Source organism: Pseudomonas parafulva, from assembly GCF_000800255.1.
GTDB lineage: Bacteria > Pseudomonadota > Gammaproteobacteria > Pseudomonadales > Pseudomonadaceae > Aquipseudomonas > Aquipseudomonas boreofloridensis.
On the sequence record NZ_CP009747.1, the window covers coordinates 930,029 to 945,692 of the forward strand.

General features: G+C 64.1%; 9 protein-coding genes, 1 other RNA gene and 2 pseudogenes. All 12 read left to right on the forward strand.

The features are described 5' to 3' along the window. Position 1: 1 nt before the first annotated feature. The 12 genes and pseudogenes from smc to NJ69_RS04195 all read left to right on the forward strand — a co-directional run bounded on the left by smc (position 2) and on the right by NJ69_RS04195 (position 15,616). Entirely contained in the window at positions 2-3,496 is a 3,495-nt protein-coding gene (smc, locus tag NJ69_RS04145) for a chromosome segregation protein SMC (protein ID WP_039576416.1), read from the forward strand. A gap of 204 nt (positions 3,497-3,700) precedes the next feature. Further along, entirely contained in the window at positions 3,701-4,585 is an 885-nt protein-coding gene (zipA, locus tag NJ69_RS04150; protein ID WP_029615240.1) for a cell division protein ZipA, read from the forward strand. Between the two features lie 115 nt (positions 4,586-4,700). After that, the gene (ligA, locus tag NJ69_RS04155; RefSeq protein WP_039576419.1) at positions 4,701-7,031 is read left to right on the forward strand and encodes an NAD-dependent DNA ligase LigA; all 2,331 of its coding nucleotides are present in this window, start codon (positions 4,701-4,703) and stop codon (positions 7,029-7,031) included. A 145-nt stretch (positions 7,032-7,176) separates the two neighbouring features. Next, positions 7,177-7,273, forward strand: an RNA gene (gene ffs / locus NJ69_RS22285) — signal recognition particle sRNA small type. A gap of 763 nt (positions 7,274-8,036) precedes the next feature. After that, positions 8,037-8,144: pseudogene (locus NJ69_RS22595) on the forward strand (IS5/IS1182 family transposase); the annotation flags it as partial. Continuing rightward, positions 8,101-9,026: pseudogene (locus NJ69_RS22290) on the forward strand (NtaA/DmoA family FMN-dependent monooxygenase); the annotation flags it as partial. The pseudogenes NJ69_RS22595 and NJ69_RS22290, both read left to right, overlap by 44 nt. 121 nt (positions 9,027-9,147) lie before the next feature. Then, positions 9,148-10,098, forward strand: coding sequence for a LysR family transcriptional regulator (locus NJ69_RS04170; protein ID WP_039576423.1), 951 nt, complete (start codon positions 9,148-9,150; stop codon positions 10,096-10,098). Between the two features lie 192 nt (positions 10,099-10,290). Continuing rightward, the gene (locus NJ69_RS04175; protein WP_039576425.1) at positions 10,291-11,751 is read left to right on the forward strand and encodes an NAD(P)-binding domain-containing protein; all 1,461 of its coding nucleotides are present in this window, start codon (positions 10,291-10,293) and stop codon (positions 11,749-11,751) included. After that, positions 11,748-12,722: an ABC transporter permease gene (locus NJ69_RS04180; RefSeq protein ID WP_039576427.1), complete on the forward strand. Its 975-nt coding sequence runs from the start codon at positions 11,748-11,750 to the stop codon at positions 12,720-12,722. Before NJ69_RS04175 ends, NJ69_RS04180 begins: the two co-directional genes overlap by 4 nt. Beyond that, entirely contained in the window at positions 12,719-13,621 is a 903-nt protein-coding gene (locus NJ69_RS04185) for an ABC transporter permease (protein ID WP_039576428.1), read from the forward strand. The genes NJ69_RS04180 and NJ69_RS04185 overlap by 4 nt, the downstream gene beginning before the upstream one ends. After that, the gene (locus NJ69_RS04190; protein WP_039576430.1) at positions 13,618-14,625 is read left to right on the forward strand and encodes an ABC transporter ATP-binding protein; all 1,008 of its coding nucleotides are present in this window, start codon (positions 13,618-13,620) and stop codon (positions 14,623-14,625) included. Before NJ69_RS04185 ends, NJ69_RS04190 begins: the two co-directional genes overlap by 4 nt. Continuing rightward, positions 14,615-15,616: an ABC transporter ATP-binding protein gene (locus NJ69_RS04195; RefSeq protein WP_039576432.1), complete on the forward strand. Its 1,002-nt coding sequence runs from the start codon at positions 14,615-14,617 to the stop codon at positions 15,614-15,616. Before NJ69_RS04190 ends, NJ69_RS04195 begins: the two co-directional genes overlap by 11 nt. Positions 15,617-15,664 lie beyond the last annotated feature (48 nt).

Genomic DNA, 15,664 nt, shown 5'->3' on the forward strand with positions numbered 1-15,664 from the left:
GATGCGCCTGAAGTGTATCCGCCTGGCCGGCTTCAAGTCCTTCGTCGACCCCACCACCGTCAACTTCCCCAGCAATATGGCGGCGGTGGTCGGGCCTAACGGCTGCGGCAAGTCCAATATCATCGATGCGGTGCGCTGGGTGATGGGCGAGAGCTCGGCGAAGAATCTGCGCGGCGAATCGATGACCGACGTCATCTTCAATGGCTCCTCCGGCCGCAAGCCGGTCAGCCAGGCCAGCATCGAGCTGGTGTTCGACAACAGCGACAGCACCCTGGTGGGCGAGTACGCCGCCTACGCCGAGATTTCCATTCGCCGCAAGGTCACCCGCGACGCGCAGAACACCTACTACCTCAACGGCACCAAGTGCCGACGCCGCGACATCACCGACATCTTCCTCGGCACCGGTCTGGGTCCGCGCAGCTACTCGATCATCGAGCAGGGCATGATTTCCAAGCTGATCGAGGCCAAGCCCGAGGAACTGCGCAACTTCATCGAAGAGGCGGCGGGCATCTCCAAGTACAAGGAGCGTCGCCGCGAAACCGAGAACCGCATCCGCCGTACCCAGGAAAACCTGGCGCGCCTGACCGACTTGCGCGAAGAGCTCGAACGGCAGCTCGAACGCCTGCACCGCCAGGCCCAGGCGGCCGAGAAGTACCGTGAATACAAAGCCCAGGAACGCCAGCTCAAGGCGCGTCTGTCGGCCTTGCGCTGGCGGGCGCTGGATGAACGCGTGCGCCAGCGCGAAAGCCTCATCGGCGACCAGGAAGTGGCTTTCGAGGCGCTGGTGGCCGAGCAGCGCAACGCCGATGCCAGCATCGAGCGCCTGCGCGACGGTCACCATGAACTCTCCGAGCGCTTCAACCAGGTGCAGGGGCGTTTCTACTCGGTGGCCGGCGATATCGCCCGCGTCGAGCAGAGCATCCAGCATGGTCAGCAGCGCCTGCGCCAGTTGCAGGATGATCTCAAGGAAGCCGAGCGTACGCGCCTGGAAACCGAGTCGCACCTGGGCCACGACCGCACCTTGCTGGCTACCCTCGGCGAAGAGTTGGCCATGCTCGAACCCGAGCAGGAGATGACCCTGGCGGCGGCCGAGGAATCGGCGGCCACGCTCGAGGAAGCCGAGCTCGGCATGCACGGCTGGCAGGCCCAGTGGGACGATTTCAACACCCGTTCCGCCGAGCCTCGGCGCCAGGCGGAGGTGCAGCAGTCCAAGCTGCAACAGTTGGAAGGCAGCCTTGAGCGGCTGGCCGAACGTCAGCGCAAACTCAGCGAAGAGGGCGAACAGCTCGGCGCCGATCCACAGGATGCCGCGTTGCTCGAAGTGGCCGAGCAGGTGGCTGACGGCGAGCGACTGCTCGAGGAGCTGCAAGCGCAGGAGCTGCAGGTGGTCGAAAGCCTGGAGGCGCAGCGCGAAACCTTGCAGCACCTGAGCCAGGATCAGCAGCAACGCCAGGGCGAGCTGCAGCGCCTGGGCGGTCGGCTGGCGTCGCTGGAGGCCTTGCAGCAAGCGGCGCTGGAGCCAGGCGCTGGGGCGGGCGAGTGGTTGCAGCGCCAGGGGCTGGGCGAGCGGCCGCGGCTGGCCGAAGGTTTGCGGGTGCAGCCGGGCTGGGAGCTGGCGGTGGAAACCGTCTTGGGCGCCGATTTGCAGGCGGTGTTGGTGGACGATTTGGCCGAGCTGGATTTTGCTGCCCTGGAGCAGGGTGACCTGCGCTTGCTGGTTGCGGACCAGGGCGGTCGTGCGCAGGCTGTGCCCGGAAGCTTGCTGGACAAGGTCGAGGGCCGCGGCGACCTGACGCCCTGGCTCGGCCAGATCACCCCGGTCGAAACGCTCGAGCAGGCCCTGGCGCTTCGCGCGACCCTCGGTGACGGCCAGAGCCTGATCAGCCGCGATGGCTACTGGGTGGGTCGGCATTTTCTGCGGGTCAGTCGCGGCGGCGATGCCGCCGGCGGAGTACTGGCCCGCGGTCAGGAAATCGAGCGGCTCGGTCAGGAGCAGCAGGCGTTGCAGGACGCGCTCGCTGAGCTGGAGGCGCAACTGCAAGCGCTACGCGAGCGCCAGCGCAGCCAGGAAGAGCAGCGCGAGCAATTGCGCCGTCGCAGCCAGGAGGAAAGCCGTGGGCTCGGCGAGGCCAAGGCGCGCCTCTCGGCGGGCCGGGCACGCGCCGAGCAGTTGGAGCTGCGCCGCCGTCGTTTGCAGGAAGAACTGGCCGAACTTCAGGAGCAGCGTGCGCTGGAGCTCGAACAGTTGGGTGAGGCGCGGCTGGTGCTGCAGGACGCACTGGACCTCATGGCCCAGGACACCGAACAGCGCGAGCAGTTGCTGGCCCGGCGCGACACCTTGCGCGAAGGTCTTGATCGCGTGCGCCAGGAAGCCCGGCAGCACAAGGACCATGCTCATCAGCTGGCCGTGCGCCTGGGCTCGCTGCGCGCCCAGCACGACTCCACCCGCCAGGCCCTTGAGCGTCTGGAGCAGCAGGCGGCGCGCCTGCATGAGCGTCAGGAGCAATTGAGCCTGAACCTGGAGGAGGGCGAGGCACCGCTGGAAGAGCTGCGCCTGAAACTGGAAGAGTTGCTCGAGCGGCGCATGGGCGTCGATGAAGAAATGCGTCAGGCCCGCCTGCACATGGACGAAGCCGACCGGGAACTGCGCGAGGTCGAGAAGCGTCGAACCCAGGCCGAGCAGCAGGCGCAGTTGCTGCGCGGGCAACTGGAACAGTCGCGTCTGGAGTCGCAAGGCCTGGACGTGCGCCGCAAGACCTTGCAGGAACAGTTGCTCGCCGACGGCTACGACCTGAACGGGGTGCTCGCCACCTTGGAGCCCGAGGCCAGCGAGCAGGGCACCGAACAAGAACTGGAGCAGACCGAGGCGCGTATCCAGCGCTTGGGGGCGATCAACCTGGCGGCCATCGAAGAATACGAGCAGCAGTCCGAGCGCAAGCGTTACCTCGACGCGCAGAATGCCGACCTAGTCGAGGCGCTGGACACGCTGGAGACGGTGATTCGCAAGATCGACAAGGAAACCCGCAGCCGCTTCAAAGAGACCTTTGATCAGATAAATGACGGATTACAGGCACTTTTTCCAAAAGTTTTCGGTGGTGGCAGCGCTTATCTGGAACTGACGGGCGAAGATTTACTCGATACAGGGGTGACGATCATGGCGCGTCCCCCGGGCAAGAAGAACAGCACCATCCATTTGCTGTCCGGCGGCGAGAAAGCACTGACTGCCCTGGCGCTGGTGTTTGCCATCTTCAAGCTCAATCCGGCACCGTTTTGCATGCTCGACGAAGTCGATGCGCCGCTGGACGATGCCAACGTGGGACGCTACGCCCGCTTGGTCAAGGAAATGAGCGAGACGGTGCAGTTCATCTACATTACGCATAACAAGATCGCCATGGAGATGGCCGATCAACTGATGGGGGTCACCATGCATGAGCCTGGTTGTTCACGTCTTGTTGCAGTTGATGTGGAGGAGGCAATGGCCATGGTTGACGCGTAATGCGCGAAGATTGGCCGGTATTCGTAGGGAAATGCGCCTTACAGGTGCGACAGACGGTGTAAAGTTGCCGGTGGTCGTGCTAGCTTAACGTCACTCGTTTTGCGCGTGGGTAAAACGCCTGTCAGAACATAGAGTTGGCGCCACGTGTTAAAGGGCTTTCAAGCCTTTGTTTTCAAGCATATTTCTATAGAGGCACGGGATTACATGGAAATCGGTCTGCGCGAGTGGCTGATCCTCATCGGCATCATTGTCATCGCCGGTATTCTTTTCGACGGCTGGCGCCGCATGCGCGGCGGCAAGGGCAAGTTGAAGTTCCGTCTGGATCGCAGCTATTCCAACGTCGCGGACGACGAGGGCAGCGCCGAGGTGCTGGGCCCTGCGCGCGTCCTGGATACGCACAAAGAACCTGAACTGGACGAGACCGACCTGCCGTCGATGAGCGCGCCGTCCCGTGAGCGCGAGCGTGAAGCCAAGCCGGCCAAGGCCGCCAAGCGCGGCAAACGCGCCGCCAGCGACGCGCCTGCCGCCGACCTGAAGCTCTCCGCCGAGCCGCGCGAACCCGACCTGTTCGCCGACGAGGGCGACCACTACAGCGCCGATACCAGTCGCAACAGCGGATTCGCCACCAGCAACAACGCGGCCAAGGAGCTGCCACCGGTCGAGGAAGTGCTGGTGATCAGCGTCATTTCCCGTGACGAAGGCGGTTTCAAGGGTCCTGCGTTGCTGCAGAACATCCTCGAAAGCGGCTTGCGCTTCGGCGAAATGGACATCTTCCACCGCCACGAAAGCATGGCCGGTCACGGCGAAGTGCTGTTCTCCATGGCCAACGCGGTCAAGCCGGGCATTTTCGACCTGGACGACATCGACCATTTCAGCACCCGTGCGGTGAGCTTCTTCCTCGGTCTGCCAGGCCCACGCCATCCGAAGCAGGCGTTCGACGTGATGGTCGCTGCCGCACGCAAGCTGGCTCACGAACTGGACGGCGAGCTCAAGGACGATCAACGCAGCGTGCTGACGGCGCAGACCATCGAGCACTACCGTCAGCGCATCGTCGAGTTCGAGCGCCGCGCGCTGACCCAGAAACGCTGAAACACCCAGACTCAAGAGCAGCCCATGGGGATTGCGGGTCGGTTCGGGAGACACCACGTCTCCCTGACCCCCACATGACCCAGGCTGCTCTTTTGCTTTTCCAGAGACCTGACCCATGAACGCCGAAAACCGAATCCACGCACTGCGCGCCGAGCTCGACCAGCACAACTACCGTTATTACGTGCTCGACGAGCCCAGCGTGCCTGACGCCGAATACGACCGGCTGTTCAACGAGCTCAAGGCCCTGGAGGCCGAGCACCCGCACCTGGTTACGCCGGACTCGCCCACCCAACGGGTCGGCGGCGCGGCGTTGGCTGCGTTCAGCCAGGTCCGCCACGAGATCCCCATGCTCAGCCTGGGTAATGCCTTCGAGGAAGCCGACCTGCGCGAGTTCGGTCGGCGCGTGGTCGAGGGCCTCGACCAGCGTGAGGCGGTCGATTACAGCTGTGAGCCCAAGCTCGATGGCCTGGCGGTGAGCCTTTTGTACCGCAACGGCCAGTTGGTGCAGGGCGCCACCCGTGGCGACGGCACCACCGGCGAAGACATCAGCACCAACGTGCGCACCATTCGCAATGTGCCGCTCAAACTGCACGGCAAGGGCTGGCCTGAGGTGCTGGAGGTCCGCGGTGAGGTGTACATGAGCAAGGCCGGTTTCGAGCGCCTGAACGCCGCTCAGGCCGAGGTCGGTGGCAAGACCTTCGCCAATCCGCGCAACGCCGCGGCCGGCAGCCTGCGCCAGCTCGACTCGAAGATCACTGCCAGCCGGCCGCTGGAATTCTGCTGCTATGGCGTGGGACAGACCTCGGCCCGCGTCGCTGACAGCCACATCGCCACGCTCGAACAGCTCAAGGTCTGGGGGCTGCCCATCAGTCCCGAGCTCAAGCATGCCGAAGGCATCGAGCAGTGCCTGGCCTATTACCAGGACATCGGCGCACGGCGTAACAGCCTGGCCTACGAGATCGATGGCGTGGTGTTCAAGGTCAACAGCCTGGCTGCCCAGCAGGAGCTGGGCTTTCGCGCCCGCGAACCGCGTTGGGCCATCGCCCACAAGTTCCCCGCCATGGAAGAGCTCACCGAGGTGCTGGACGTCGAGTTCCAGGTCGGTCGTACCGGCGCGGTGACGCCGGTCGCGCGTCTTAAACCAGTCAAGGTCGCAGGCGTTACCGTGTCCAACGCGACCCTGCACAACATGGATGAGATCGCCCGCCTGGGCCTGCGCATCGGCGACACGGTCATCATCCGCCGCGCCGGCGACGTGATCCCCCAGGTCATGCAAGTGGTGCTCGACCGCCGTCCCGACGACGCCCGTGCGGTGGAGGTGCCCAGCGCTTGCCCGGTGTGCGGTTCGCAGGTGGAGCGCACGCAGTTGGTCAAGCGCAGCAAAGGCCGCGAAACCACCAGCGAAGGCGCGGTGTACCGCTGTGTCGGGCGGCTGGCCTGTGGCGCCCAGCTCAAGCAGGCGATCATTCACTACGTATCGCGCCGGGCGATGGACATCGACGGTCTTGGCGAGAAAAGCGTCGAACAATTGGTCGATGAGGGCCTGATTCGCTCGCCGGCTGACCTGTACGCGCTCAAGCCCGAGCAAGTCTTCGAGCTCGAAGGCTTCGCCGAAGTGTCCAGCCGCAAGCTGGTCGAGGCCATCGAGGCGAGCAAGCGCCCGACCCTCGCGCGTTTCATCTTCGCGCTGGGCATTCCCGATGTGGGCGAGGAAACCGCCAAGGTGCTGGCCCGTTCGCTGGGCAGTCTGGAGCGGGTGAAGGTGGCGTTGCCGCAGGTGCTGACCTATCTGCCGGACATCGGTCTGGAAGTCGCCCACGAGATTCACAACTTCTTCGAGGACGCGCACAACCGTGACGTCATCGAGCAGTTGCTCGCCAGCGGCATGCAGTTGCAGGACCAGGGCGAGCTGGCGGCCGAGTTCGCCGCCAGTACCACGCTGGCCGGCATGATCGCCAAGCTCGACATCCCCTCGGTCGGCCCGACCGGCGCCGAGAAGCTGGTGGACAAGCTCGGCACCCTCGACAAGATCATCGCCGCCGACGGTATCGACCTGCGCCAGGCGCTCACTACCAAGCAGGCCGAGGCCGTGCGTGAGTTCTTCAAGGTCGAGGCCAACCAGCAACTCGCCCGCGCCATCGAGGCACAGCTCAAGGACTTCGGCATGCACTGGCACAGCGAGAAGAAGACCGCCAACGGCCTGCCCCTGGCCGGCCAGACCTGGGTACTCACCGGCACGCTGGAGCGCATGAGCCGCGACATCGCCAAGGAGAAGCTGGAGAGCATCGGCGCCAAGGTGGCCGGGTCGGTGTCCGGCAAGACCCATTGCGTGGTCGCCGGCCCCGGCGCCGGGTCGAAGCTGGCCAAGGCCAGCGAGTTGGGTGTCAAGGTGCTGGACGAGGACGCCTTCGTGGCCTTCCTCGCGGAGCAGGGCATCGCGGTGTGAGGGTGACGCACGCCTGCGCGGACCTTGCTTGAATCGTCAAGTCATTGAGAAATGATGGGTTTTTTCACCCGCAACGGTTGTAACTTCCTCACGTAACGGTACAATGGCGCGGCTCGTCACCTGATGAGCTGCGTTATGGTGGCCCCACCGGTCCCCCCGCATTGATTACCCGTTAACCTGGTCAGGCCCGGAAGGGAGCAGCCACAGCGGGAACATCGAGTGCCGGGGTGTGGCTGGTGGGGCCGCCACCTTTCTATAAGTCCTTAATTCTAGGGGCTTTCTTCGCAAGATCTCTAAGCATGACAGCGTTTAGGTACACCTTGTGGTGCACTGTGCTGGTGATCTTACATTGATCATTAACCTCTCACCATTAAAGCCGTTTAGGTTGAATCGCCATTGACTGGTTGCTGTGGCTGAGTGGTGGATGCGAAAGCCTATTGTGGTCTTGGCGCTCGGCAATTTTCGAATCCTAACCTCTTCGCCCTATCTAGAAAACCCTTTTAATTAAACGAGTTACTTGGTTTTTTCTGTTTAGGTCGTACTACTCGATTCAGCAGGTTCAGCGGGGCTTTCCTCAAGATAGAGGCGATTGAGCAGTACACCGCACGCACGCAGCGAGTTCTGAAGCTCCACCGTTCCTTCCAGTGCCTCTCGGACCCAGCACGTTGGGTAATCTTTCTCCTGGTGCCTAAAGCCCTCGACCCTGTCGCCCCTGTTTTCATCTATGAAAGAAATCGACGCATTGTGAACGACAAGTTGATGATGCTTGATCATGTTCATGAAGGCGTGTGTGTATCCAAACCACTCTGAGGTGAGAGCGTCCTTCAGGCGATCTTTAAGTTCTCCGACCCGAAGGACTGCTTGCACATCGTGGATATAGAATTTTTTTCTCAGTGGCGCGGTTGGTACCACAAGACCGCGTAGCAACTGCCCGAAGCTGTCTTACGAGTTGCGGGTGATTGCAATACAGGCAATTAGGTTGGCTTCGCTGATTAAGCTCGCTTGCGCCGAATCGTCACGCGCTTCGACAAGCTCGCAAAAAGTTATGCCGCAATGGTCTCGCTGGCCTATGTCATGCGGTGTATGCGACGGTATTTTTCAGGCAGAGCCTAAACCCCTATTGTTCGCTCTCTATGAGCAAGCCAGTGTCGGCTGCGGGGGAGCACCGAGTTTGTGGACTCACCCGGCCGATGAACGCCTGGCCGCCAACCCATTCGCATGTTGGGCGAACCAGGCGTGTATCGCCGACCAGGCCAATCTCGACATGCTGTTTTTTGCCGATGTATTGGGCTTCTACGAGGTGTTTGGCGGCAACGCCGAGGCACAGTGAAATGGGCGGTCGAAGCGCCTGCCAACGACCCACTGATGATCATTCCGGGTCTGGCTGCCATCACCCAGCACCTCGCATTCGGCGCGACTGTTTCCACGACTTACGAACAGCCGTTCAGCCATGCCCGACGGTTCAGTACCCTTGATCACATGACCAATGGGCGAATCGGCTGGAACATCGTCACCTCTTATCTATCGAGTGCAGCGCGCAACTTTGGACTGGAGCAGATGATCAAGCATGGCGATCGGTACGAACGCGCCGAGGAATTCATGGACGTGGTCTATAAGCTCTGGGAGGGCAGTTGGGCGGACGACGCCGTAGTTGCAAACAAAGCCCGCTAGGTATATGCGCAAGGTCATCGTGTGAAACCGATCAATCACATGGGTGAGCGTTATCGTGTGGCTGGCCCCCATCTGACTGCGCCGTCGCCACAGCGCACGCCGTTGCTGATCCAGGCTGGCTGGTCGGGTCGAGGGCGCGAGTTCGCAGCCAAGCAGGCTGAACTGATATTCATCTCGTACATGGTGCGCCCCGATGGCAGCGGCAAGCCATTAACTGCAGGAGATGTCAGGCGGCGCTTTGCCAGCGTCACGCGTGGCACGGACCTGATCCTGGTCGGCACGCCTGCGCAGGTGGCTGACCGCATTGAAGGGCATGCTGAGGTTATTCAGGCCTGTTTCACTGAGCCGTTTTGCGTGCCGATGGCTTCGGTTTTGCAGGTAGAATTTGTGGCTCTGTTCGGGGGCGTTCTCGCTCTCTTCAACCTCAAATGTGTAAGGCTTGCGTATGGATCTGCGTCAACTCGAAGCTTTTGCCGCTGTCATGTCTGCCGGTAGTGTCACCGCTGCTGGGAAAATGCTTGGGCGCTCACAGCCTTCGGTCACTCGGGCCATTCAGGAGTTGGAACTGGAGCTGGGCTTTGCCCTGTTCGAGCGCAGCGGGCCAAAAGTCACCCCGACCCAAAAGGCGTTCATGATGTACGGCGAGGTGGAGAGCGCGCTGCTGGGCATCCGTAATATACGGCAGCACGCACTGCAGATCGCCGCCGAGGAAAATCGCCAGATCAAACTGGTGGCGATCTCGGCGCTGGCCTCGGGGTTGCTTCCGGCGGCACTTGCCCGACTGCCCGAGTCCCTGCGCCCACGGCAGATCCAGTTGCAAAGCATGTCGCCTGAAAACGTGGTGCAGGCAGTTCTGTCCAAAACCATGGACTTGGGTGCGGTAAGCCTGCCGCTGGAGCACCGTGGCTTGGACATCCATTGGATCGGCGAGGCCCCTTGTGTGGCGGTGTTACCGGTTGACTCGCCGTTGGCCAGCCAAGCTCGACTGTCAATGGAATTGCTGGCGGGCCAGACCCTGGTGACCATGGCGAACCCGTACCGTTTTCGTCGGCGTATCGACAAGGCTTTCGCCGATGCCGGTTATGGCACGCCGCACATGCTCGACAGCAATACATCTCTGGTCGCAATGCAGATGGCCAGGGCAGGGCTGGGTATCGCTCTGGTCGATCCGTTCACCGCGCATGGCGTGCCGGTGGAGGGGGTGGTGGTGCGGCCTATTGCCTGCAATATTCCGTTTTTCTTCGGCTTGATCTCGGCTTTTGCCAGTCCTTTATCGGATGTGGCACGCGCGCTGGTCGATGAGGTGGCGCAGACGGCTAGGCGGCTGCTGCCTGAGATGGCCCTGCACGAGGCCAGCGCACATGACGCGCTGCTGCAAAGTATTTACGCTGAATAACTCCTCCTAAATTCAAAAAAGTTATTTAAGTATGCTTTTTTGAGCATTGCGAGAATAAAAAGTGCCTCTTACTATTCTGTTTTCGCATTCAATGGCTTAATGAATTCACATTTTTCGCCTTTTGGGTGCTCAACGACATGATCTGAATCAGGATCCGGCCCTTTCCCGACCGTCACCCGAGTACGAAGCCCCATGTCCGAAGTGAACGCCCCCGCAGGCCTTACTGCCCTGGAAACCCGCCTGCGCGAGGATCTGGCCTGGCTAGACCTGCCCGCCAGCCCCTGGGTTAAGCCCCGTGTCAGCGACGGTGAAGCGGTGCTGGAGGTGGCGATCATCGGCGGCGGCATGGCCGGCCTGGCGCTGGCCGCAGAGTTGCGCCACCAGGGCGTGGCGGCGGTTATCCTCGATCAGGCGCCGGCAGGTTTCGAAGGGCCGTGGGCCACCACCGCGCGGATGCAGACGCTGCGCTCGCCCAAGCAACTGACCGGCCCCGCGCTGGGCCTGCCGGCGCTGACCTTCCGCGCCTGGTACCAGGCGCAGTTCGGCGCCGAGGGCTGGGCGGCTCTGGACAAGATCCCGCGCCTGCAATGGGCAGAATACCTGCGCTGGTACCGCAAGGTGCTGGGGCTCGAGGTGCGCAACCAGCACCGCGTCAGCCGCGTCACGCCGCGCGCCGACGGGCTGGTGGCACTTGAGGTGCAAAGCAACGGCCGCACCCAGCATCTGCGCGCCCGGCACGTGGTGCTGGCCACCGGACGCGACGGCCTGGGCGGGCCCTGGGTGCCGGAATTCGCCCGCGGCCTGGCGCCCGAGTTGTGGGCGCATTCGGCCGATGGCCTGCAGGATGCCTGGTTCGAAGGCAAGCGCGTGGTGGTGATCGGCGGCGGCGCCTCGGCCATGGACAGCGCGGCCACCGCCCTGGAGGCCGGTGCGCTGCAGGTCGACTTGCTGATTCGTCGGGCGGACCTACCGCGCATCAACAAGGGCAAGGGCGCCGGCAACCCCGGCATGACCCATGGCTACTGGCGCCTGCCGGACGCCTGGAAATGGCGTATCCGCAACTACCTCAACACCCAGCAGGTGCCGCCGCCACGGGGCAGCACACTGCGCGTGTCGGCCTCGCCCAATGCACGTTTTCTGCTGCAAAGCCCGGTGCTGTCGGTAGCCGTCAACCCCGCCGGCGGCCTGTGGGTGAATACCCCGCAGGCCCGCCTTGACGCCGATTTTCTGGTGTTCGCCACAGGTTTTCGCACCGACTTCAGCCTGCGCCCGGAGTTCGCCGCGTTCGCCCCGCAAATTCGCGTATGGGGTGACCGCTACCAGGCGCCGGCCGGCGAAGAGGACGCCGAGCTTGCCGAGCTGCCCGACCTTGGCAGCAGCTTCGAATTCCAGGAGAAAACCCTGGGCGCCTGCCCAGGCATTGGCCAGATCCATTGCTTCAGCTACCCGGCAGCACTGAGCTACGGCGCGGTGTCCGGGGACATCCCGGCCATCAGCGAGGGCGCCAAGCGGCTTGCCCATGCCCTGATCGGGCGGCTGTTCAACGACGACATCGAGCAGCACTTCGAGGCCATGCGCAACTACGCCGAGCCCGAGCTGCTGGGTGATGAGTGGGTCGCCGGCGAGCCCTCCGCCGCCGAGCGGCAAGCATGATCGGCTGGGCCCTGCGCCGGCTGAGCCAGTCGCTGCTGGTGATCCTGCTGATGACCCTGGTGGTGTTCGTCGGCTTGAACGCCATCGGCAACCCCATGGACATCCTGGTGGGCGAGGACCTCAACCAGGCCGAGCGCCTGCAGGCCATCGCCCACCTAGGCCTGGACAAACCCCTGTGGGAGCAGTACCTGATCTTTCTCAAAGGTGCGCTGCACGGCAACCTGGGGCAAAGCTTCGTTTACCATGAAGACGCCATGCGCCTGATCCTGCAGCGCCTGCCGGCCACCTTCGAGCTGGCATTCAGCGCATTGCTGCTGGCGGTGTTGATCGGCGTGCCGCTGGGCATGTTCGCCGGCTGCTACCCCGAGCACTGGCTGTCGCGGCTGATGATGGCCGGCAGCATCGTCGGCTTTTCGCTGCCGGCGTTCTGGGTGGCGCTGATGATGATCATGCTGTTCTCCATCACCCTGGGCTGGCTCCCGGCCAGCGGCCGCGGCGCCACCGCCGAGCTGCTCGGCGTGCAGTGGTCGTGGCTGACCTCGGACGGCCTGCAGCACCTGTTGCTGCCGGCCTTCAACCTGGCGCTGTTCAAGATCTCGCTGGTGCTGCGCCTGACCCGCGCCGGGGTGCGCGAGGTGCTGCCCCAAGAGTTCGTCAGGTTCGCCCGGGCCAAGGGCCTGTCGCCGCTGCGGGTGATGTGCATGCACGTGATGCGCAACACCCTGATCCCGGTGGTGACGGTGCTGGCCATGGAGCTGGGCTCGACCATCGCCTACGCGGTGGTGACCGAAAGCATCTTTTCCTGGCCCGGCGCCGGCAAGTTGATCCTGGACAGCATCAATACCCTGGATCGCCCGGTGGTGGTGGCCTACCTGATGGTGGTGGTAGTGATTTTCGTGGTGCTCAACCTGATCGTGGACGGGCTGTACTACCTGCTCGACCCGCGCGTACGTGTGGAGGCGGGACGATGACGGCCGTGCTCGATACCGTGCAGGCGCGCTCGCCGTGGCGGCGGGTGGTGCAAGACTTTGTCGGTGCGCCAGCCGCCATGGTTGGCCTGGTGGTGTTGCTGGCCATCGTGCTGCTGGCGTTGCTGGCACCGTGGATCGTGGTGCAGAACCCCTACGACCTGATGCAGCTGAACGTGCTCGATGCGCGACTGGCGCCGGGCAGCGCCAACCTCGACAGCGGCTACCACTACTGGCTGGGCACCGACGGCCAGGGCCGCGACTTGGTCTCGGCGATTCTCTACGGGCTGCGCATCAGCCTGTGGGTGGGCATCGGCTCGGCGTTGATTGCCGCCGTGCTCGGCACCCTGGTGGGCCTGGTGTCGGCCTATGCCGGTGGCTGGGTGGACGCCTTGCTGATGCGCCTGGTCGACTTGCTGCTGTCGTTCCCGGCGATTCTCATGGCGTTGATGATCCTTGCCTGGCTGGGCAAGGGCGTGGGCAACGTGATGCTCACCCTGGTACTGCTGGAGTGGGCCTACTACGCCCGCACCGCACGCGGCCAGGCCTTGAGCGAAAGCCGTCGCGAGTACGTCGATGCCGCGCGCGGGCAGGGCATCAGTCCGTGGCGCATCGTCATCGGCCATGTGCTGCCCAACTGCCTGCCGCCTTTGATCGTCATCGGCGCATTGCAGATCGCCCGTGCCATCACCTTGGAAGCCACCTTGTCGTTCCTCGGACTTGGCGTGCCTGTGACCGAACCTTCGTTGGGGCTGCTGATTGCCAACGGCTTCCAGTACATGCTCAGCAACGAATACTGGATCAGCCTATTCCCGGGCCTGGCGCTGCTGATCACCATCGTCGCCATCAACCTGGTGGGCGACCGCCTGCGTGATGTGCTCAACCCGAGGTTACAGCGATGAGCCTGCCTGAAACGTCGCTGCCGGCGACCCTTGAACCGATCCTCGAGGTGCGCGACCTGCACACCGTGTTCGACACCCGCGCAGGTTCGCTGCCGGCAGTGCGCGGGGTGTCGCTGCAGGTGCAGCCCGGGCGCATTCTCGGGCTGGTGGGCGAGTCCGGTTCGGGCAAGTCGGTCACCGGCTTCTCGATCCTTGGCCTGCTCGACGCACCAGGGCGCATCAGCGCAGGCCAGGTGTTGTTCAAGGGCCGCGACCTGGTGGGCCTGGCGCCCGCGCAACTGCGCGCGCTGCAGGGCAACCGCATCGCGATGATCTTCCAGGACCCGATGATGACCCTCAACCCGGTGCTGCGGGTCGACACCCAGATGATCGAAGCGGTGCGCGCCCACCAGCCGGTGAGCAAGTGCGAAGCCCGCGCGCTCGCCAGCCAGACCCTGGCGCTGATGGGCATCCCGAGCCCCGAAGAGCGCCTGCGTGCCTACCCGCACCAGCTCTCCGGCGGCATGCGCCAGCGCGTGGCGATTGCCATCGCGCTGCTGCACGGCCCCGACCTGATCATCGCCGACGAGCCCACTACCGCGCTGGATGTGACCATCCAGGCGCAGATCCTCAGCGAGGTACAGAAGCTGGTGCGCGAGCAAGGCACCGCGTTGATCTGGGTGACCCACGACCTATCGGTGGTGGCGGGCCTGGCCGACGATGTGGCGGTGATGTATGCCGGGCAGATCGTCGAGCAGGGCGCGGTGGCCGATGTGCTGGACCGCCCGCAACACCCCTACACCCAAGGCCTGATCGACAGCCTGCCGAGCCGCAACCGGCGCGGCCAGCGCTTGCGCCAGATCCCCGGCATGGCCCCGGATCTACAGTCGATGCCTGGCGGTTGCGCCTTCGCCCCACGCTGCACACGGGCCAGCGCGCAGTGCGCGCAAATGCCGGTGCTGCGCCAGGGCGCAGGCGGGCAGTGGGTGCGTTGTTTTTACCCAGGAGCTGCCGATGCGCAATGAACACCCACCGCTGATCCAGCTTGAGCAGGCCAGCAAGACCTTCGGCAAGGCACCCGCCGAGCACGGCGCCCGGCGCCTGCTGCAACGCCTGCACCTGGCACGCGCCAAACCTGTGACCCACGCCGTGGACCGCGTCGACCTGCGCATCGCGCGCGGCGAAGTGGTGGGCCTAGTGGGCGAGTCGGGCTGTGGCAAGTCGACCCTCGGGCGCATGGTCGCCGGCTTGTTGCCGCTGTCTTCGGGCAGGGCGGCGATGAATGGCCAGCCCCTGGACACACTCAGCGTGGCCCAGCGCCTGAAAGTGCAGATGGTGTTCCAGGACCCGTCCTCCAGCCTCAACCCGCGCCTGCGCGTGGACCGCATCATCGGCGAGGGCGCTTTGCTGCATGGGCTCACCGACCGGCGCGGTTTCGACGACTACGTCAGCGCCCAGTTGCAGCGCGCCGGGCTCAGCCCGCAGTTGCGCCAGCGCTACCCGCACGCCTTCAGCGGCGGCCAGCGCCAGCGCATCGGCATTGCCCGGGCGCTGGCGGTGCAGCCGGACCTGCTGGTGTGCGACGAGTCGGTGGCGGCGTTGGACGTGTCAATCCAGGCGCAGATCCTCAACTTGTTCATGGACCTGCGCGACGAACTGGGCCTGACCTACCTGTTCATCAGCCACGACCTCGGCGTGGTCGAGCACCTGTGCGACCGTGTGGTGGTGATGTATCTGGGCCGGGTGGTGGAAAGTGCCACCACCGAGGAGCTGTACGCACGGCCCAACCACCCCTACACCCAGGCCCTGCTGGCGCAGGTGCCGCGCTTCGATATGCGCAATACCCGATATGACGCGATCCAAGGGGAAATCCCCAGCCCGCTGAACCCGCCCGCCGGGTGTCATTTCCACCCCCGCTGCCCGCACGCCACGGCGCGCTGCCGCGAGGACGTTCCAGTGCTCAGGGAGGTTTCGCCGAACCACCTGAGCGCGTGTCACCTCAACGCCCCGGCGTGAGCGGGCGCACCGCGCGCCCGCCATGCCTTTGCCAACGCCTACAAGGGA

What these genes read in the sequence shown, in the direction of transcription:
- smc (WP_039576416.1), top strand. Translation starts at nt 2, where the DNA reads ATGCGCCTGAAGTGTATCCGCCTGGCCGGCTTCAAGTCCTTCGTCGAC.
- zipA (WP_029615240.1), top strand. Translation starts at nt 3,701, where the DNA reads ATGGAAATCGGTCTGCGCGAGTGGCTGATCCTCATCGGCATCATTGTC.
- ligA (WP_039576419.1), top strand. Translation starts at nt 4,701, where the DNA reads ATGAACGCCGAAAACCGAATCCACGCACTGCGCGCCGAGCTCGACCAG.
- NJ69_RS04170 (WP_039576423.1), top strand. Translation starts at nt 9,148, where the DNA reads ATGGATCTGCGTCAACTCGAAGCTTTTGCCGCTGTCATGTCTGCCGGT.
- NJ69_RS04175 (WP_039576425.1), top strand. Translation starts at nt 10,291, where the DNA reads ATGTCCGAAGTGAACGCCCCCGCAGGCCTTACTGCCCTGGAAACCCGC.
- NJ69_RS04180 (WP_039576427.1), top strand. Translation starts at nt 11,748, where the DNA reads ATGATCGGCTGGGCCCTGCGCCGGCTGAGCCAGTCGCTGCTGGTGATC.
- NJ69_RS04185 (WP_039576428.1), top strand. Translation starts at nt 12,719, where the DNA reads ATGACGGCCGTGCTCGATACCGTGCAGGCGCGCTCGCCGTGGCGGCGG.
- NJ69_RS04190 (WP_039576430.1), top strand. Translation starts at nt 13,618, where the DNA reads ATGAGCCTGCCTGAAACGTCGCTGCCGGCGACCCTTGAACCGATCCTC.
- NJ69_RS04195 (WP_039576432.1), top strand. Translation starts at nt 14,615, where the DNA reads ATGCGCAATGAACACCCACCGCTGATCCAGCTTGAGCAGGCCAGCAAG.